The organism is Kitasatospora saccharophila, assembly GCF_039529925.1.
In the GTDB taxonomy this organism is placed as follows: domain Bacteria; phylum Actinomycetota; class Actinomycetes; order Streptomycetales; family Streptomycetaceae; genus Kitasatospora; species Kitasatospora saccharophila.
The window spans coordinates 1-16993 of the sequence record NZ_BAAANS010000006.1; the positions used below are offsets into that span (position 1 = coordinate 1).

16 protein-coding genes are annotated in these 16993 nt (G+C 75.1%); 6 read left to right on the forward strand and 10 right to left on the reverse strand.

Features of this window, described 5'->3' with window-relative positions; all coding sequences use genetic code 11:
• Window positions 1-264: 264 nt before the first annotated feature.
• Window positions 265-1983, forward strand: coding sequence for a serine/threonine-protein kinase (locus tag ABD345_RS06185; RefSeq protein WP_344550953.1), 1719 nt, complete (start codon window positions 265-267; stop codon window positions 1981-1983).
• A gap of 67 nt (window positions 1984-2050) precedes the next feature.
• Here ABD345_RS06185 and ABD345_RS06190 read toward each other — a convergent pair whose 3' ends face one another.
• The gene (locus ABD345_RS06190) at window positions 2051-3265 is read right to left on the reverse strand and encodes a hypothetical protein (RefSeq protein ID WP_344550766.1); all 1215 of its coding nucleotides are present in this window, start codon (window positions 3263-3265) and stop codon (window positions 2051-2053) included.
• Between the two features lie 74 nt (window positions 3266-3339).
• On the reverse strand, window positions 3340-3870 hold the full coding sequence (locus ABD345_RS06195; protein WP_344550768.1) for a SigE family RNA polymerase sigma factor: 531 nt from the start codon (window positions 3868-3870) through the stop codon (window positions 3340-3342).
• 111 nt (window positions 3871-3981) lie between these two features.
• On the opposite strand from ABD345_RS06195, the gene ABD345_RS06200 reads away from it, so the two are divergent.
• Both ABD345_RS06200 and ABD345_RS06205 read left to right on the forward strand, forming a co-directional pair.
• Window positions 3982-6045 (forward strand): MDR family MFS transporter, encoded by a 2064-nt coding sequence (locus ABD345_RS06200; RefSeq protein WP_344550769.1) that lies wholly within the window; start codon window positions 3982-3984, stop codon window positions 6043-6045.
• A gap of 144 nt (window positions 6046-6189) precedes the next feature.
• Window positions 6190-7182, forward strand: coding sequence for a YdcF family protein (locus tag ABD345_RS06205; RefSeq protein WP_344550770.1), 993 nt, complete (start codon window positions 6190-6192; stop codon window positions 7180-7182).
• Here the strand turns inward: ABD345_RS06205 and ABD345_RS06210 are convergent.
• The 4 genes from ABD345_RS06210 to ABD345_RS06225 all read right to left on the reverse strand — a co-directional run bounded on the left by ABD345_RS06210 (window position 7179) and on the right by ABD345_RS06225 (window position 10311).
• Complete coding sequence (locus ABD345_RS06210; protein ID WP_344550771.1) at window positions 7179-7913, reverse strand: class I SAM-dependent methyltransferase; 735 nt, start codon at window positions 7911-7913, stop codon at window positions 7179-7181. The genes ABD345_RS06205 and ABD345_RS06210 overlap by 4 nt on opposite strands.
• A 57-nt stretch (window positions 7914-7970) precedes the next feature.
• Entirely contained in the window at window positions 7971-8786 is an 816-nt protein-coding gene (locus ABD345_RS06215) for a helix-turn-helix domain-containing protein (protein ID WP_344550772.1), read from the reverse strand.
• 212 nt (window positions 8787-8998) lie between these two features.
• Window positions 8999-9943 (reverse strand): ROK family protein, encoded by a 945-nt coding sequence (locus ABD345_RS06220; protein ID WP_344550773.1) that lies wholly within the window; start codon window positions 9941-9943, stop codon window positions 8999-9001.
• Window positions 9944-10092: 149 nt separating this feature from the next.
• Window positions 10093-10311, reverse strand: a complete 219-nt coding sequence (locus tag ABD345_RS06225) for a hypothetical protein (protein WP_344550774.1) — start codon at window positions 10309-10311, stop codon at window positions 10093-10095.
• A gap of 701 nt (window positions 10312-11012) precedes the next feature.
• On the opposite strand from ABD345_RS06225, the gene ABD345_RS06230 reads away from it, so the two are divergent.
• The gene (locus ABD345_RS06230) at window positions 11013-11294 is read left to right on the forward strand and encodes a helix-turn-helix domain-containing protein (protein ID WP_344550954.1); all 282 of its coding nucleotides are present in this window, start codon (window positions 11013-11015) and stop codon (window positions 11292-11294) included.
• Window positions 11295-11373: 79 nt separating this feature from the next.
• Here the strand turns inward: ABD345_RS06230 and ABD345_RS06235 are convergent, their stop codons facing one another.
• A complete protein-coding gene (locus tag ABD345_RS06235; RefSeq protein ID WP_344550775.1) occupies window positions 11374-12306 on the reverse strand; it encodes a 1-phosphofructokinase family hexose kinase in 933 nt (310 codons plus the stop codon).
• Window positions 12307-12575: 269 nt separating this feature from the next.
• Between ABD345_RS06235 and ABD345_RS06240 the strand changes: the two genes are divergently transcribed.
• A complete protein-coding gene (locus tag ABD345_RS06240; RefSeq protein WP_344550776.1) occupies window positions 12576-13424 on the forward strand; it encodes an EamA family transporter in 849 nt (282 codons plus the stop codon).
• 58 nt (window positions 13425-13482) lie between these two features.
• Here ABD345_RS06240 and ABD345_RS06245 read toward each other — a convergent pair whose 3' ends face one another.
• Complete coding sequence (locus tag ABD345_RS06245) at window positions 13483-14898, reverse strand: aminotransferase-like domain-containing protein (RefSeq protein WP_344550777.1); 1416 nt, start codon at window positions 14896-14898, stop codon at window positions 13483-13485.
• A gap of 44 nt (window positions 14899-14942) precedes the next feature.
• On the opposite strand from ABD345_RS06245, the gene ABD345_RS06250 reads away from it, so the two are divergent.
• Window positions 14943-15914, forward strand: a complete 972-nt coding sequence (locus ABD345_RS06250; protein WP_344550778.1) for a DMT family transporter — start codon at window positions 14943-14945, stop codon at window positions 15912-15914.
• 75 nt (window positions 15915-15989) lie between these two features.
• Here the strand turns inward: ABD345_RS06250 and ABD345_RS06255 are convergent, their stop codons facing one another.
• On the reverse strand, window positions 15990-16457 hold the full coding sequence (locus ABD345_RS06255; protein WP_344550779.1) for a hypothetical protein: 468 nt from the start codon (window positions 16455-16457) through the stop codon (window positions 15990-15992).
• The gene (locus ABD345_RS06260; RefSeq protein ID WP_344550780.1) at window positions 16454-16945 is read right to left on the reverse strand and encodes a hypothetical protein; all 492 of its coding nucleotides are present in this window, start codon (window positions 16943-16945) and stop codon (window positions 16454-16456) included. Before ABD345_RS06260 ends, ABD345_RS06255 begins: the two co-directional genes overlap by 4 nt.
• Window positions 16946-16993: the final 48 nt, after the last annotated feature.

Sequence of the window (16993 nt, forward strand, 5' to 3'; positions counted from 1 at the left end):
GGGGGTTGAGGGTGGTGGTGCGGGGGCGGGGGTGTGGGGACGGGTGGGTTCGGGTGTGTTGGGGGTGCGTAACTGTCCGGTTCCGATCCGGTCCGGAAAAGGTGGACTCGTGCCGTTCGGGGCGGGGGAAGCCCTAGGGTTCCCGTGAAGATCCCGTGAGTGGTGTCGGGACATTTCCTGATGGTTCGGCAAGCAGCCTAGGAGCGCGGCACGTTGGAGACTCTCGGCGATGGCGATCCGCACGCGATCGGGCCCTACCGGTTGTTGGGGCGGCTGGGGGCCGGCGGGATGGGGGAGGTGTTCCTCGGGCGGACGGCGGGCGGGCGGACGGTTGCGGTGAAGACGGTCCGTCAGGAGTTCGCCGCGGACCGGGAGTTCCGGCAGCGGTTCCGGCAGGAGGTGGACGCGGCGCGGCGGGTCGGCGGGCGGTGGACCGCGCCGGTGCTGGACGCCGACACGGAGGGGGCGCAGCCGTGGGTGGCCACCGGGTACGTCGCGGGGCCCTCGTTGACGGACGCGGTGCAGCGTTTCGGCGCGCTGCCGCCGGACACCGTGCGGGCGCTGGGCATCGGGCTGGCCGACGCGCTGGAGGCGGTGCACGAACTGGGGCTGGTCCACCGGGACGTCAAGCCGTCGAACGTGCTGCTGGCGCTGGACGGGCCGCGGCTGATCGACTTCGGCATCGCCCGGGCACTGGACGCGACCTCCGCGCTGACCAGGTCGGGGTACGTGGTGGGTTCGCCGGGGTTCATGTCACCGGAGCAGGCCAAGGGCCGCCCCTCGGGCCCGGCGGGTGACGTGTTCGGGTTCGGCGCGGTGCTGGTCTTCGCCGCGACCGGGCGGGCCCCGTTCGGCGAGCAGGACAGCGCGGCCGGGCTGCTCTACCGGATCGTCCACGAGGAGCCGGAACTCGGCGGCCTGGACGGCGACCTGCTCGCCCTGGTGCGCGACTGCCTGGACAAGGAGCCGGAGCGCCGGCCGTCCCCGGCGGCCCTCCGGGAGCGGCTGGAGCGCAGCGCGGCGGGGCTGACCCGGCTCGGCGACCGGGGCTGGCTGCCCGGTGCGGTGTCCGAGGAGGTGGCGCGGATGGCCGTCGCGCTGCTGGACCTGGAGTCGCGGCCCGTCACGGAGCCGCCCGCGCCGCCCGCGCCGACCGTGCTCGCCGCCCCGCCGACGGTTCCCCCGACCGCCCCCCACCAGACGCCCCCGTCGTACGGCCCGCCCGCGGACCCGTACGTGTCCCGGACGCCGCCGGGCGCGTACCCGGCTCCGAACCCGTACGTCTCCCGGACGCCGCCGGGCGCGTACCCGGCCCCGAACCCGTACGTCTCCCAGACCCCGCCGGGCGCGTACCCGTACCCCGCCGTCATCGTGCAGCAGCCGCCCAAGCGGCGGACGGCGCCGCTGATCGCCACCGGGGTGGTCGCGGCGGTGCTGGCGGGGCTGGGCGTGTGGGCCGCGACGGGCGGGCTGGGCGGCGACGAGGAGGCAGCGGGCGGGCCGTCCGGCAGTCCGGCGGCGGTCACCACCCCGGGTGCCGGGAAGTCCCCGGGGCCGGACGCCTCGGCCACCCCGGCCGGGCGGAAGAGCGACCCGCCGCCCTCGCCCTCGCCCTCGCCCTCGCCCTCGCCCGAGGACGGGGACGCCGTCGCGGACGCGTTCCTGGGGACCTTCGAGGGGACGGCCGCCTCCTCGAACGGGCTGCGGCTCGTCATGCGGTTCACCGTCCACCAGGGCGCGGTCGGTGACCCGGTCGCCTACGTGGAGACCGACGGCGGCCTCGGCACCGGCCAGGTGATGTGCACCAACGAGGCGTCCCTGGTGTCCGCCACCAAGACCCGGCTGGTCGCCCGCACCGTGACCGGGACGGTCAGCGCGGGCTGCGACCCGATCGGCGGGGACGCGGTCCTCACCCCCAACAAGGACGGCTCCCTGCACTTCGTCCAGCAGGGTTTCTCCGGCGACATGGAGCGCAACGACTGAGCCGCGGACCCGGCCGGGCCGCCGACGAGGCCGGCCGGGGCGCCGACGAGGCCGGCCGGGGCGCGGTTCAGATCGTGCCCCAGACCGGGGCGGAGACCAGGGCGGACAGCTGGTCGGTGGTGAGCACGGGGTCGCCGGGCCGCTCGCCGTCGCGTCCGGTGGTGGAGTTCCAGAGCCGGAGGCTCACCTCGGTGCCGTCGGGGAGCAGGGCGTTGGCGAGGTAGCCGCCGTCGGTGGTGCGCTGGGCGCCGCCGAGGGAGACGGTGCTGCTGACCAGGGTGCCGTCGGGACGGCGGTCGGGGCTGCGGTGCATGGTGGAGAAGGTGAGCTGCGGGTCGGTCGGGTAGCTGCGCCGCCAGCCGGGGGTGACGCTGAGCAGCAGGACGCTGGTGCGGCCGTTCGCGGTGACGTCGACCCGGATCCGGCCGGGCAGGTCGGTGCCGGTGCGGCTGGTGTCCAGCTGGACGCCCTGGACGCCGTTCAGCAGCGGGGTCAGGGCGGCGAGCATCCGGTCGCCGGCCGGGGCGGGCCGGGCCGGCGGCCGGGAGGGGGCGGTGCCCAGTGTGCCGAACACCCACTGCCACTGCGGGGCGGTCACGATCTCGGTCAACTTGGCCTTGTCCAGCGGCAGTTCCTTGACGGTCGGGTCGGCGGAGACCTCGTCGACCTGCACCAGGCGGCCGTTGGCGAGGGTGTACGCCACGCTCAGGCTGTGGTCGTCGCTGCCGGGCCCGCCGTAGCCGGTGGTCAGCAGGTGCGAGCCGTCGGGGCGGGCGGCGGGGTCGCAGGTGGCGCTGCCGGGGACGACCGGCTCGTAGCACAGCAGGCGCTGGGCGTCGGTGGTGACCGGGGTGGCCACCAGGTCGATGGCGAGCAGGAGTTGGGCCCGGCCGCCGTGGCCGTCGTCGTAGCCGAGGTACGCCTGCGGGACCTGTCCGGGCGTGTTCGGGTCGGGCGCGCGGCCCTGCCCGTCGCTGACGGTGCCGCCGGCGGGCAGCAGCGAGGTCAGGGTGTCCAGCATGAACGCGTCGTCGACCCGGGGCGGCGTCGCGGCCGGGGCCTGGGCGGACGGCTTCGGGCGGTCGGGCAGCAGGGCCGGGACCACCCCGGCGGCGGCGACCAGGGCCACCGCCGAGGCGACGCCGATCCGGCGGCGCAGCACGCGGCGGCGGCCGCGCCGCTCGGCGCCCAGGGCGAACTCGTCGGCGGGCACGGCGGGCGCCAGTTCGGCGCCGGCCCGCAGGACGCGGGCGAAGTCTTCTTCTTCGGAAGGCGAAGGCATGGTGGGGCTCCGTGACGTGCGGTGCGGGAGGTTGGGGAAGGCCCGGAGGTTCGGGAAGGGCGGGAGGGCCGGGCTCAGGGGCGGGCGAGGTCGTCGAACTGGTCGCCCAGCCGGGTGCGCAGCCGCGCCAGGGCCCGGGAGGCGCGCGACCGGACGGCGCTGGGGGTCAGCCGCAGCGCGGCGGCGGTCTCCTCGACGCCGAGGTCCTCCCAGTAGCGCAGCACGAGCACGGCCCGGTCCTGCTGCGGGAGTTCGGCGAGCACGCCGAGCAGGGCGACGCGCAGCGCCGGGTCGTCCCCGCGGCCGGGGGCCTCGGCGAAGGTGTCGGTGACGCGCTCGCTGCTGCTGCGCCGGCACCGGTGGCTGAGAAAGGTGTTGACCAGGACGGTGCGGGCGTACCCGGCCGGGTTCTCCATCCGGGAGATCCGGCGCCAGCTCCCGTACAGCTTGCCGAGCGCTTCCTGGGCGAGGTCCTCGGCGAGGTGGGCGTCACCGCCGGTCAGCAGGTAGGCGGTGCGCACCAGGTGGCGGGCCTGGGAGACCGCGAATTCCCGGAACTCCGGGGGGCCGCCGTCGGCGCCGCGGGTCGTCGTCGAGCTGTCCATGCCCCTCTAACGCGGCGTGGTCGGGTTCTTGTCGCACCATCGGCTGATCATGGATTCTCCCGCCGGGGTGTCGGGCCGGGACAAACCAGGACGAAGTGTGACGATGCCAGGGTGACCACCTCCAGCGAAGTCAGCCAGGCAGCGCCGCCCGTCCTCGACCGGCGGCAGCGGAACGTCGTGTTCGGCACCATCATGCTGGGCATGCTGCTGGCCGCACTCGACCAGACCATCGTCGGCACCGCGCTGCCCACCATCGTGGCCGACCTCGGCGGGGCCTCCCACATGTCCTGGGTGGTGACCTCCTACCTGCTCGCGGAGACCGTCACCACCGCGCTGGTCGGCAAGATGGGCGACCTGTTCGGCCGCAAGGTGGTCTTCCAGGTCTCCGCGATCGTCTTCATCGTCGGCTCCTTCCTGTGCGGTCTGTCCACCAACATGCTGCTGCTGATCATCTGGCGGGCGGTCCAGGGCGTCGGCGCGGGCGGTCTGATGGTCACCTCGATGGCGCTGATCGCCGACGTCATCCCGCTGCGCGAACGCGGCAAGTACCAGGGCGCGATCGGCGCGGTCTTCGGCGTGGCCACCGTGGTCGGCCCGCTGCTCGGCGGCCTGTTCACCGACCACCTGTCCTGGCGCTGGGCGTTCTACGTGAACGTGCCGATCGCGATCGTGGTGGTCATCGCCGCCGCCCGGAACATCCCCGTGGTCAAGTCCGGCGTCCGGCCCGTCATCGACTACCTGGGCATCACCCTGGTCGCGATCGGCGCCAGCGCCCTGATCCTGGCCACCAGTTGGGGCGGCAACGAGTACGCCTGGGGCTCGGCCGTGATCATCGGCCTGTTCGCGGCCGGCGTCGTCGCGCTCGCCCTGTTCTGCTGGGTCGAGACCAGGGCCGCCCAACCCACCCTGCCGATGCGGCTGTTCCGCAACCAGGTGTTCACCGTCTGCTCGATCCTCAGCTTCATCGTCGGCTTCGCCATGCTCGGCGCGCTGACCTTCCTGCCGACCTTCCTGCAGTACGTCGACGGCGACTCGGCGACCGTCTCCGGCGTGCGCACCCTGCCGATGGTGCTCGGCCTGCTGATCGCCTCGATCTTCTCCGGCAACGTGGTCTCCAAGACCGGCAAGTACCGGCTCTTCCCGATCATCGGCTCGGTGGTGATGGGCGTCGGCCTGTACCTGCTCTCCCTGCTGGACGTCGGCACCAGCGCCTGGCTGGCCAGCCTCTACATGTTCGTGCTCGGCACCGGCATCGGCCTGTCCATGCAGGTGCTCACCATCGCCGTGCAGAACACCGTCGACTACTCCGACCTGGGCACCGCCACCTCCGGCGTCACCTTCTTCCGCACCCTCGGCTCCTCGTTCGGCACCGCCGTCTTCGGCACCATCTACACCAACTCGCTGAAGACCAACCTGACCGCGGGCGTCGCCCAGGCCGCCCAGGCCACCGGCGCCGACCCGCAGCAGCTCGCCGCCGCCGCGCAGAGCCCGCACGGCGTCCACGAACTCCCGCCCGAGCAGGCCGCGCCGGTCATCCAGGCGTACGCCGACTCGCTGCACACCGTCTTCCTGTGGACCGTCCCGGTCGCCCTGGTCGGCTTCGTGGTCGCGCTCTTCCTCAAGCAGGTCAAGCTCCGCGACTCCGCCCGGGCCAGCTCCTCCGACATGGGCGACGGCTTCGCCCAGCCCTCCTCCGGCGACTCCTCCAAGCTCCTCGAACTCGCCGTCGCCAAACTCCTCGGCAACGCCGGACTCGACACCGCCCGACAGGTCGTCAACACCTCCGGCACCCGACTCGACGTGGCCGGCAGCTGGGCCGTCATGCAGGTCGAACTGTTCACCCGCACCGTCGGCCACGCCAGCCTCAACCTGATCGCCGCCCGCCGCCGGATCCCCCCGGAGGTCCTCCAGCCGGTCTTCGACCGGATGGTCGTCGAAGGCTTCCTGGAGGCCCACAACGGCTTCTACCAGCACACCGAGGCCGGACAGCGGGAAGCCGCGACCATCACCCGGGCCTGGTCCGACTGGCTCAACCGCCGCCTGGAGGAGGACCGCGGCCGCCCGCGCAGCGCCGAACTCCGCGCCGCCGCCGACGCCATCGCCAAGCGCATGATCGCCGAGGACCTCGCCGAGGGCCTGCCCGAGAAGGGCGGCGTGCTCTCCGGCCGCCGCTGAGGCCCGCTGAGGCCCGCCGGGGGCACCGGGGGGCACCGGGGGCCGCCCCGCCGACCCCGCCGACCACCGCTGACGGACCGTCACCCGCCCCGCCCCGCGCGCTGGACCGCGACGGGGCGGGGTCCGTGTGCCTAGGCTTCCCCCATGCTCCTGTACGCCCTCGCGCTCGTCTTCCTGCTGCTCTTCGGCGTCGGCGTACTCCGCGACCGGCGCCGCTTCGGCAACGCCGTCTGCCTCGGACTCTCCGTCGCCCTGCTCACCCTCGCCCTGCTCGCTACCCTGCACCGGGCCGACTCGGCCGCCGCCGAGGCCGTCCTGATCGTCGTGGTGCTCACGCCCGCGCTGGGCAGCCTGGTGCTGGCCGGGCTGCTCATCGCCAACGGCCTCAAGATGCTCCGCAAGGAGGGCCGCAGCCTCGGCAACCTGCTCGCCCTGCTCTCCGGCCTCGGCATCCTGACCGTGTTCGCCCTGCTGCTGGCCGCCACCCGGGCCGACTCCGAGGCGCTGGTGGTGATCGCCCGCACCGTCTTCGTGGTCGCCTGCTACCTGTCCTTCCTCTTCGCCTGCTTCGTCGGCTACGCCTACCTGTACGGCCGCCTCACCCCGCGCGAGGACGTCGACTACGTCGTGGTCCTCGGCACCGGCCTGGTCGACGGCAGCAAGGTCCCGCCGCTGCTCGCCAGCCGCCTGGAGCGCGGCCGCGCCCTGTACGAGCGGCAGGTCGCCCGCGGCCGCTCCCCGCTGCTGATCGCCTCCGGCGGCAAGGGCACCGACGAGCAGCTCCCCGAGTCCCACGCGATGGCCGACCACCTGGTCGAACGCGGCTTCCCCGCCGACCGGATCATCCGCGAGGACCGCTCCCGCACCACCGAGGAGAACCTCCGCTTCAGCCACGCGATCATGGCCGCCGCCGACCCCGACTACCGCTGCGTCGTCGTCACCAACAACTTCCACGCCTTCCGCGCCGCCGTCTTCGCCCGCCGCGAGGGCGTCAACGGCCACGTCGTCGGCTCGCCCACCGCCGCCTACTTCTGGCCCAGCGCGACCATCCGCGAGTTCGTCGCCGTGATCGTCACCTACCGCTGGGTCAACCTCGCGGTGGGCGCGCTGCTGGTGCTCGAATCGCTCAGCTTCTAGGCGTCCTGGCCCCGGGCCTCCTTGCGGAGTTCGAGCATCGACACCGGCAGCCACGGCCCGCCGTACCAGTACGCCGGGCCGAGGTCGCGGACGGCGCCGGCGCCCAGGTGCGCGGCGTAGCGGCGGGCCATCGGGGAGATGTCCGCGATCAGCAGCCGGCCGCCCGGGCGCAGCACCCGCAGCGCCTCGTCCACGGCGCGCAGCCGGGCGGCCGGGGTGGGGATGTTGTGGATCACCAGGGCGGACGTGACCAGGTCGAAGTCCGCATCGGGGAACGGCAGTTCGGTGATGTCGGCGGTGTGCACCTCGACCCGGTCCCGGACGCCGGCCGCGACGGCGTTGGCCAGCGTCGCGGCCGGGGTGTTGCCGCTCTGGTCCTTCGACGCCCACAGGTCCACCCCCACCGCCCGTCCGCGCGGCAGCCGCCGCGCCGTCCCGACCAGCACCATGCCCCGGCCGCACCCCAGGTCCAGCGTCCGCTCGTCGCCGTGCAGCCCCAGCGCGTCCAACTCCCGCTCCCACACCCGGAACTTGCCGTGCAGCGTGGTGTGCAGGTACACCCCCGCCTGCACCAGCAGCCCCGCCCCCAGCGCGGCCACCGCCCGCCGGCCGCGGAACGGACGGGCGGCGGCCGCCAGCGTGCAGGCCGCGCCGAGGGCGGAGGTCGAGGCGACGAAACCGGGCGCGTCGACGCCGTACCGGGACAGGGACGTGAACAGGTTCTCGGTCATGCCCGCAGTCTCGCCGCCCGGCCGGGCCGGGTCTTGGACGAATGTTCCCGGCCGTCGTCAGCGCAGGTAGCCGGGCAGCGACCAGGCGGCCTCGTCCACCGACAACCACGGCTCGCGCGCCACCGCGGACGGCGTCACCCGGGCGAACTCCGCGACCTCCCGGTGCAGGTGGGACTGGTCCGCGTAGCCGGCCTCCGCCGCGACCGCCGCCGGGTGACCGCCCGCCGCCAGTCGGTGCGCCGCGTGGTCGAACCGCACCAGCCGGGCCGCCCGCTTCGGCGCGATCCCCAACTGCGCCCGGAACCGCGACCACAACCGCTTGCGGCTCCACCCCACCTCCGCCGCCAGCCCCGCCACCCGCGCCGCACCGTGCGAACGCACCAACTCCCCCCAGACGTACGCCACTTCCGGATCCACCCGGCGGCCCTCCGCGCGGCGGGCGGCCAACTCCGCCGCCACCAGGGCGAACCGCTCCTCCCAGGACGCCGCCGCCCGCAACCGCTCCTCCCACCGGGCGGCCTCCCGCCCCCACACCGCGTCCCACCCGACCAGCGGGCCGCCCGCCGCCGCGAACCCCTCCAGCACCGCGTGCGCCACCACCGGCGAGAGCCGCACCTGCAGGCACCGCACGTCCCGCCCGCCGCCCCGCAGGCCCCCCGCCCCCAGCCCGAGCACCGCACTGCCGCGGACCGGCCACCCGCCGCCCGCGACGGTCAACGGCTCGTCCCCCAGGTCGATCGCCAACGTCACCGCCGGGAACGGCACCACCCCCAACTCCGCCGCCCCCCGCGCCCGGAACCCGGCCATCGCCACCCCGGGCAGCCGCGAGTGCCGCGACGGGGTCGCGATCTCCCACGGGGGCGGCTGCTGCACGCTTCCAGCCTAGGCAAGGGGAGGGGGAGCGACCAGGGGCGCATGAGAGCCCCGCCAGGGGCTCGGGGAACGGCGAGGCCGTGGCTGCTGCGGGTTCACTGCCGTTGCGCGGGTCTGCTTCTGGTTCTGTTCACGGCACGCAGCAGCACGGACCTTCGATGGGCTCCGGCCGTCAGCAGCACGGACTCGCCGTTCCCCGAGCCCCTGACCTGTCAACCGCGCAGGGCGGCCGCCGCCGCGCCGATCAGGCCGGCGTCGGGGCCGAAGCGGGCGGGGTGGAGGTGCAGGCCGCGGGTGAAGGGGAGGCCGGCGTAGTGGGTGAGGTGACGGGCGAGGGGGTCGAAGAGGAGGGAGCCGGACTGGGCGACGCCGCCGCCGATGACGACGGCCTGGAGTTCGACCAGGGCGGCGGTGCCGGCGATCGCGGCGGCCAGGGCCCGGCCGGCGAGGTCGAACGCGGCGAGGGCGGCGCCGTCGCCGGTGCGGGCGGCGTCGGCGACGGCGCGGGCGGTGAGCGGGCTGCCTCCGGCGGGGCGCCAGCCGGCCGCGCGGGCGTGCCGGACGATCGCGGGGCCGCTGGCCAGCCCCTCCAGGCAGCCGCGGCCGCCGCACGGGCAGGGCTCGCCGTCCCACTGGACGCTGACGTGGCCGATGTGCCCGGCGTTGCCGCTCGGGCCGGGGTGCACCCGGCCGTCCAGGACCAGGCCGCCGCCGACGCCGGTGGAGACGACCATGCACAGCGCGTCGCGGTACCCGGCGGCGGCGCCCAGCCAGTGCTCGGCCTCGGCGAGCGCCACCCCGTCGCCGAGCAGGCGCACCGGCAGCGCGGTGCGCCCGGCGATCCGCCGGACCAGCGGGAAGCCGCGCCAGGACGGGATGTTGACCGGGGAGACGGTGCCCGCCGCGGTGTCGACCGGCCCCGCGCTGCCCACGCCGACCGCCGCGACGCCCGGCCAGGCCGGGTGCCCGGCGAGCTCCTCCAGCACCCGGGCGACGCCCGCGAACACCGCCTCGGCGTCGCCGTCCGCGGCCGTCGGGCCCTCGGAGCGGGCCAGTAGCTCGCCGGCGCCGGTGACGATCGCGCCGGCGGTCTTCGTCCCGCCGAGGTCGACGGCGGCCACCAGGGCGGAGGGGGACGGGGGCGGAACGGCGGCCATGGCGCAGAGCTCCTGACATGTCCGACTCGGGGTGACTTGTCGGACTGGCCAGGCTACCGGAAGCCGCAGGTCGACGGCCGGGGCCGGGGCGGGAGCGGGCGGGTGCGCGCCGGGAGCGGGCGGGTGCGGGCCGGGGTGGTGCGCCCGCCCTAGCGGGAATCCGGCCGTCGGCCGCGGCGACGGGGGTCGAGCGCGTCGCGCAGGGCGTTCAGGTCGGTGATGGTGACCTGTTCGGCGAACCGGGCCAGGAGGCGGCGCAGGCTCCGCTCGTCCCGGTCGCGGACGGCTTCGGCGAGGGCGGCCACCAGCGAGGTCCGCTCCTGCGGGTCCGGTGCGCGCCCTCGACCTGCGGTGCTCGGCTCTTCCACCGGTTGCCCTCCCGTCCGTGCTGCTGCCCGTGGCCCGGGCCGGGCGCCCGGGCATCCCGTCCCGTGTCCTGCGGAGCGCAGAGTACCTGTCTCTCGAACACCGGAAAATCTATCGTGGCTGGAGTAGACATTGGCTCGAAGTGGAGTTAGCTTTTCTCTTGTAAGCGCAGTGAAGAGATGGCCCGGCAGACACGAACTGCCGGGAAGAGTCGAGAAGTTCGCAGGTCGGCACGGTTGTGGGGTCCTGAAGCCAGTGTGTGCAGTGAGGCGACAGGGCCGGCGACCGGGCCGGGCGGCCCGCAGTGATCAGGGGCTGCCGTCGAGCAGTACCAGCAGTTCGCAAGGCAAGTCCACGAAGAGGATGAACGGAGGGACAGAGCGCCATCAGGATCGCCCGGCCCGTGATGCCTTTCACCCGGGCGGACACCGCAGACCCCCTTTGAGTACGAGGACGGTGGTTTCCGGTCACGCATACGCGATCCCCGCAGGTCCCCCATTCCGGGGCGGTGCGGAACAAGGAACCCGGCCAAGGCCGGTAGATGGTGTTGTACACCCTTCGGGGCCCCGGAGCCGTCACGGCGCCGGGGCCCCTCGACGCGTTCTCCGGAACCAAGAGAGGTGCAGTGACTACGACGACCGACCAGCCCCACACCCCTGACCCAGGTAGCTCGTTCGACGACGACGACTACCCCGCCTACACCATGGGCCGTGCCGCCGAGATGACCGGCACCACCGCAGGCTTCCTGCGCTCCCTCGGCGACCAGGGCCTCATCACCCCCCTGCGCTCGGAGGGCGGCCACCGCCGCTACTCCCGCTACCAGTTGCGCATCGCGATGCGCGCCCGCGACCTCGTCGACCAGGGCACCGCCATCGACGCGGCCTGCCGCATCATCATCCTCGAGGACCAACTCGAAGAAGCCCTGCGCATCAACGAGCAACTGCGCAGCCGCCGGGCCGGCCCGGAATCCGCCGCCGGTACCTGACCCCGCACCCGCCGCCCGCCGGACGGGCCCGCGGTGAGCGCCGCTCGCTCACCGCGCCCGGTCCGCCGGGCGGGAGGGCTCAGAGGGTGAGGGAGGTCAGGCCGCCGACCCGGACGGCGGTGAGGGTGGCGCGCAGGTGGCGGTAGGCGGCGGCGTCGAAGTGGCCGGCCCGGGGGTGCAGGACGGTGGCGGCGGAGAGGGCGACCGCGTCGGGGAGGACGGCGGGCCAGCCCGCGTTGCCGGAGAGCCCGGCGGCGAGGGCGGCGACCACCGAGTCGCCCGCGCCGGTGGGGTTGCCGGTGACCGCGGCGGGCGGGGTGCAGCGCCAGGCGCCCTGGCGGTCGACGGCGAGCAGGCCGTCCGGGCCGAGCGAGGCGAGCACCGATTCGGCCCCGCGGCGGATCAGCACCCGGGCGGCGTCCCGGGGGTCGGGCAGGCCGGTGGCGGCGGTGAGTTCGGCACCGTTCGGCTTGATCATGGTGGGGCGGGCCGGGAGCGCGGCGAGCAGCGCCGGGCCGTCCGCGTCGAGCACCACGGGGAGGTGGAACTGCCGTCCCAGTGCGACGAGTTGACCGTAGCCGTCGGCGGGTGCGCCGGGCGGCAGGCTGCCGGCGAGGACCAGGACGGCGGCCTGCGGCAGCTGCCGGGCGGTCTCGCCGAGCAGGGCCTCCCACTCGGCGGCGGCCAGCGCCGGGCCGGGCTCGTTGAGGACGGTGGCGTCGGAGCCGTCCGCGACGGTGACCGTCCGCCGGGTGTCGCCGCCGATCGGCACCTCGACGTGGTCCAGCCCGGCGGCGGCCAGATCGGCGCGGACGGCGTCCCCGGTGGGGCCGCCGAGCGGCAGCACGCAGCGGACGGGCCGCCCCAGCGCGGCCAGCACCCGGGCCACGTTGACGCCCTTGCCGCCCGCCTGGGCGGCCACCCCGGCGACCCGGTGGCTGGTGCGGGGGCGGAAACCGGGGACGGCGTGGGTGACGTCCAGCGCCGGATTCGGTGTGACGGTGAGGATCACGGCGGACGCCCCCCAAGGTGTTCGCTGCTGCGCGTCGGACCGGTCGACCGCATTCGGATGAACGAAGTTGCGTGATCATACCGGTTTTCGCGCAGCTTCGAGCAAACTTGGGGGATTTGTGAACGTCCGGGAAGGGGAGCGGGGTGCCGACCGGTGGAACGTCGGGCGACGGGGTGGCGAACGTTCGGGGGGCGGGGTTGCCGGGGGGTCGAGGGCCGCTAAGTTGGCTGTACATCTTTCGGTGATCGATCCGGTGGGAGGGGAATCCGGTGACCCAGGGCGCCGTTCCGGTCGTGGTGCTGGCCGCCGCGCTGCTGCACGCCGTGTGGAACGCGCTGGTGCACGGGGTGCGGGACCGGACGGCCGGGCTCGCGCAGATGAACCTGGTGTTCGTGGCCTTCGGCGCGGTGTTCGCGCTGTTCGTCCCGCCGCCCGGAACGGCCGCCCTGCCGTACCTGCTGGCCTCCGCCGCGCTGCAGACCGGCTACCAGCTGCTCCTGGCCCGCGCCTACGGGCTCGGCGACTTCGGGCAGATGTACCCGATCGCCCGGGGCACCTCCCCGGCGGTGGTCGCCCTGCTCGCCGCCACCGTCCTGCACCGCCCGCTGCCCGCCGGGCAGGTCGCCGCCGTCGCCGTCATCTCGCTCGGCCTGGCCGGGCTCACCCTGGTCGGCGGCCGCCCCGGCCGGGCCCAACTCCCGGCGATCACAGCCGCCCTGGGAAACGGCGTGCTGATCGCCGGGTACACGGTGGTGGACGCGGGCGGAGTCCGGGTCGCCGACTCCGCCGCCGGGTACATCGCCTGGATGTTCCTGCTGCAGGGCGCGGCCGTGTTCGCCGCGGTGGCCGTCGTCCGCCGCCGCGACCTGTGGCCCGCCCTGTGCGAGGGCCGCGCCGTCGGACTCGGCGGCGGCCTGATGTCGCTCACCGCGTACGGCCTGGTGGTCTGGGCGCAGACCGTCGGCGACCTGCCGACCATCGCCGCGCTGCGCGAGACCTCCATCGTGATCGCCGCCCTGATCGGCGCCCTGGTGCTGCGCGAACGCCTCGGCGGCCTGCGGCTGGCGGCCAGCGCGACCGTGCTGACCGGTATCGCGCTGCTGGAGTTCGCACACTGAGCGGGAGTTGACGTCCCGCCCGGTAACGATTGCCAGGCGGCCATGAGTTGACGGTAGGTCAGGAAAGTGAATTCAGCGTGTCGCCCAAGCGGTGCGCCGCGGTGGCGAGTTGGGCGGGAGTCTCGGCGGCGGCCAGGCTGACCCGGGCCCGGGGCGCGGGCTCGGCGGTGAAGTAGTTCGGGCCGGGGGAGAGGGCGACGCCGTGCCGCAGCGCGGCCGCGGTGAAGGCCGCCGGATCGGCCCCGGCGGGCAGCGGCAGCCACAGGTGGAAGCCGCCGCGCGGCAGCCGGGACGGCAGCAGTGCGGGCGCGTGCCGGGCCAGGGCGGCGGCGAACAGCTGCCGCCGATCGGTCAACTCCCTGGCCAGCGTGCGCAGATGACGCGGCCAGTCGGCGGAGGTGACCAACTCCAGGGCGGCCTCCTGGAGCGGGCGCGGCACGAAGAACGAATCCACCGCCTGGACGGAGCGCAGCCGGGCCAGCGCCGGACCCCGGGCCACCAGCGCGCCCACCCGCAGGCTCGGCGAGGCCGCCTTGGTCAGCGAACGGACGTGCACCACCGTGCCGTCCGGGTCGTCCGCGGCCAGCGGCGGCGGCAGTTCGCCCGCGTCGGTGTGCGCCAGCAGCCGGGCGAAGTCGTCCTCCACCACGAACGCCCCCGCCCGCCGGGCCGCCGCCAGCACCGCCCGCCGCCGCTCGGCCGGCAGGACGGCGCCGGTCGGGTTCTGGAACAGCGGCTGGCAGACGAACAGCCGGGCTCCCGAGGCCGCGAACGCTTCGGCCAGCCGCTCCGGAAGCACCCCGTCCGCGTCCACCGGCACCGGCACCGGCCGCAGGCCCGCCGCCCGGGCGATCGCCAACAGGCCCGGATAGGTGGGGGATTCGACCAGCACCGGCGCGCCCGGCGGGGCCAGCGAACGCAACGCGCAGGTCAGCGCGCTCTGCCCGCCCGCGGTGACCAGCACCTCCGCCGCCGTCACCCCGCCGCCCAACTCGCGGGCGAACCAGCCGCGCAGCTCCGGCAGCCCCTCCAGCGGCGGCCGCCCCCACGCGCCCGGACGGCGGGCGGCCCGGGCCAGCGCAGCCGCCAGTGCCCGCTCCGGCAACAGCGAGGAGTGCGGGTAGCCGCTGTTCAGGTCGACCACCTCAGGCGGGGCCAGGGCGAGTGCCGCCAGCACCCCCGAGGCGTCCACCACCCGGGCGGGCGGCGCCCCGGCCTCCGCGCTGAGCGCCACCTCCTGCCAGGAGAAGTCACCCCGCACCGCGGCCGCCGGACGCGGCTCGGCCCGGAACACCCCCGCCCCCGGCCGGGACACCACCACGCCCTCCGCGACCAGCTCCCGGATCGCCCGCGACACCGAGACCGGACTGACCCGGTAGCGCTCCACCAGCTCCCTGCTACTGGGGATCCGCTCGCCCGGCGGGTAGCGCAACACCGTACGGCGCAGCGCGTCCGTCAGTTCCTGCACGCTCATCGACGGCCCTTCCGGCGGGCGGGCGGCAACTGCTACCGTCCTGTATGTCAGCACAGAATAGCGCTACTGGACTCCGCCCGATAGCGGTCGGACCGCTCGGGCCGCTCGGGCCGCTCGGCTCGCTCGGCGGCACCGCGCAGGCCGCCCTCGGGGTGCTCTCCTTCTCGTTCAGCTTCCCCGCCACCGCCTGGGCCCTCGAAGGCTTCGGCCCCTGGACGGTCACCGGCCTGCGCGGCGTCCTCGCCGCGCTGCTGGCCGGCACCTGCCTGCTCGCCACCGGCGCCCGCGTCCCGCCCCGGTCCAGCTGGCCCGCGCTGGCCGCCGTCGCGGTGGGCTGCGCGGTCGGCTTCCCGCTGCTGTCCACGCTCGCGCTGCGACTCTCCTCCACCGCCCACTCCGCCGTGGTGATCGGCCTCCTCCCGCTGGCCACCGCCGCGGTCGGCGCGCTGCGCGCCGGGGCGCGGCCACCACGGGCGTTCTGGCTCGCCGCGACGGCCGGGGCGGCCGTCGTCCTCGCCTTCACCGTCCAGCAGAGCGGCGGCGCGGGCCTGACCACCGCCGACCTGTACCTGTTCGGCGCGCTGCTGCTCTGCGCGTTCGGCTACGCGGAAGGCGGACGCCTGGCCCGCGACCTGCCCGGCTGGCAGGTGATCGCCTGGGGCGTGGTCGCCGCCCTCCCCGTCACCGCCCTCACCGGCGCCCTCGCCCTCACCACCGAACCCGTGCACTGGAACTGGCACGGCCTCACCGGCCTCGCCTACCTGGCCGCCGTCTCGCAGTTCGGCGGCTTCGTGGTCTGGTACCGGGGCATGGCCGCGATCGGCGTCCCCCGCGCCAGCCAACTCCAGCTCGCCCAACCCCTGCTCACGCTCTGCTGGGCCGTCCTGCTGCTCGCGGAGACCCTGCCTGTTGCGGCGGTTCCTGCGGCCTTGGGGGTTGTCGGTTGCATCGTGGTCACTCAGCGGGCGGGGCGGGGGAAGGAGGGGGCGCCTGGGCGGCAGGCCGGGGGTGGGTGAGGTGGGGGAGTCTCGTGGGGGCCCTGCCTGTTGCGGCGGTTCCTGCGGCCTTGGGGGTTGTCGGTTGCATCGTGGTCACTCAGCGGGCGGGGCGGCCAGCCAGTAGTAGAGGTGTTCTCCGGCGGTGGCGGCGCGGCGGGCCAGCGGGGTCAGGGCGGCGAGGGCGGCGAGGGCGGCGGCGGGTGGGGTGCGGCGGTGGGGGCGCAGGGCGAGGAGGGTGCGGGCGGGGGTGGTGGCGAGCAGGTCGCGGGTGGCGGCGGTGAGTTGGTGGGCCCAGGGGCCGGTGGTCCAGGGGTCGCCGGGGATCTCGAAGCAGTGCGGCCGTTCGGCGGAGGGCCAGACGGTGCGGTCGACCAGGTCGGCGTCGGGGCGGGTGCGGACCAGTTCGTCCAGGAGTTCCAGGACGTCGCCCGGGTCGGCGTCGGCGGGGTGCAGGACCTCGAAGGCGGCGGCCGGGTCGTGCAGGGCGGGGCCGGCGTCGAAGGCGGCCCGGACGGCGTCCGGGCCGGGGGCGCGGAAGAAGGCGTACCCGAGGGGGCTCATCCGGTCAGGGCGCAGTAGAGGTGCTGGCCGTCCTTCTGCGCGCGGCGGGCGAGGACGCCCAACTGGTGGATCAGCCGCATGAGTTCGATCCGCTCGACGTTCTTCACCTCGTCGGTGCGGCCCCACTGGGTGGTGAGCTGGGGCAGCCGCCTGCGTTCGATGCCGGCCAGCGCGTCGCGGGTCTCGTCGGAGAGTTCGACCACCCAGGGGCCGGTCATCCAGGGGTCGTCCAGGTCGACGGCGGTGCTCGGCGCCTCGGGGTGCCAGGGTTGGAGGCCGGTCGGCCACACCGAGCGGTCCGGGCCGTCCTTGACCGGGGACTCCCCGCCGCGCAGCGCGGCGACCAGGTGCGGCAGCACCACGGTCGGGTCGATGCCCCGGGCCTGCACGGACTCGAAGGACTCGGCGGGCGGGCGGGTCCCGAGCTTCATCACCTGGTGCACGGCCGCCTCGTCGGCGGCCCGGAAGTAGTCGGTCCGCAGGTCCATGTCGCACGCTCCCCATCGCTCGGCAAGGCGCCCAGTGCACCACAGTAC

Coding starts and splice junctions, on each gene's coding strand:
- ABD345_RS06190 (WP_344550766.1), bottom strand. CDS start 3,265: ATGCCTTCGCCTTCCGAAGAAGAAGACTTCGCCCGCGTCCTGCGGGCC.
- ABD345_RS06195 (WP_344550768.1), bottom strand. CDS start 3,870: ATGGACAGCTCGACGACGACCCGCGGCGCCGACGGCGGCCCCCCGGAG.
- ABD345_RS06205 (WP_344550770.1), top strand. CDS start 6,190: ATGCTCCTGTACGCCCTCGCGCTCGTCTTCCTGCTGCTCTTCGGCGTC.
- ABD345_RS06210 (WP_344550771.1), bottom strand. CDS start 7,913: ATGACCGAGAACCTGTTCACGTCCCTGTCCCGGTACGGCGTCGACGCG.
- ABD345_RS06220 (WP_344550773.1), bottom strand. CDS start 9,943: ATGGCCGCCGTTCCGCCCCCGTCCCCCTCCGCCCTGGTGGCCGCCGTC.
- ABD345_RS06230 (WP_344550954.1), top strand. CDS start 11,013: ATGGGCCGTGCCGCCGAGATGACCGGCACCACCGCAGGCTTCCTGCGC.
- ABD345_RS06245 (WP_344550777.1), bottom strand. CDS start 14,898: ATGAGCGTGCAGGAACTGACGGACGCGCTGCGCCGTACGGTGTTGCGC.
- ABD345_RS06250 (WP_344550778.1), top strand. CDS start 14,943: ATGTCAGCACAGAATAGCGCTACTGGACTCCGCCCGATAGCGGTCGGA.
- ABD345_RS06255 (WP_344550779.1), bottom strand. CDS start 16,457: ATGAGCCCCCTCGGGTACGCCTTCTTCCGCGCCCCCGGCCCGGACGCC.
- ABD345_RS06260 (WP_344550780.1), bottom strand. CDS start 16,945: ATGGACCTGCGGACCGACTACTTCCGGGCCGCCGACGAGGCGGCCGTG.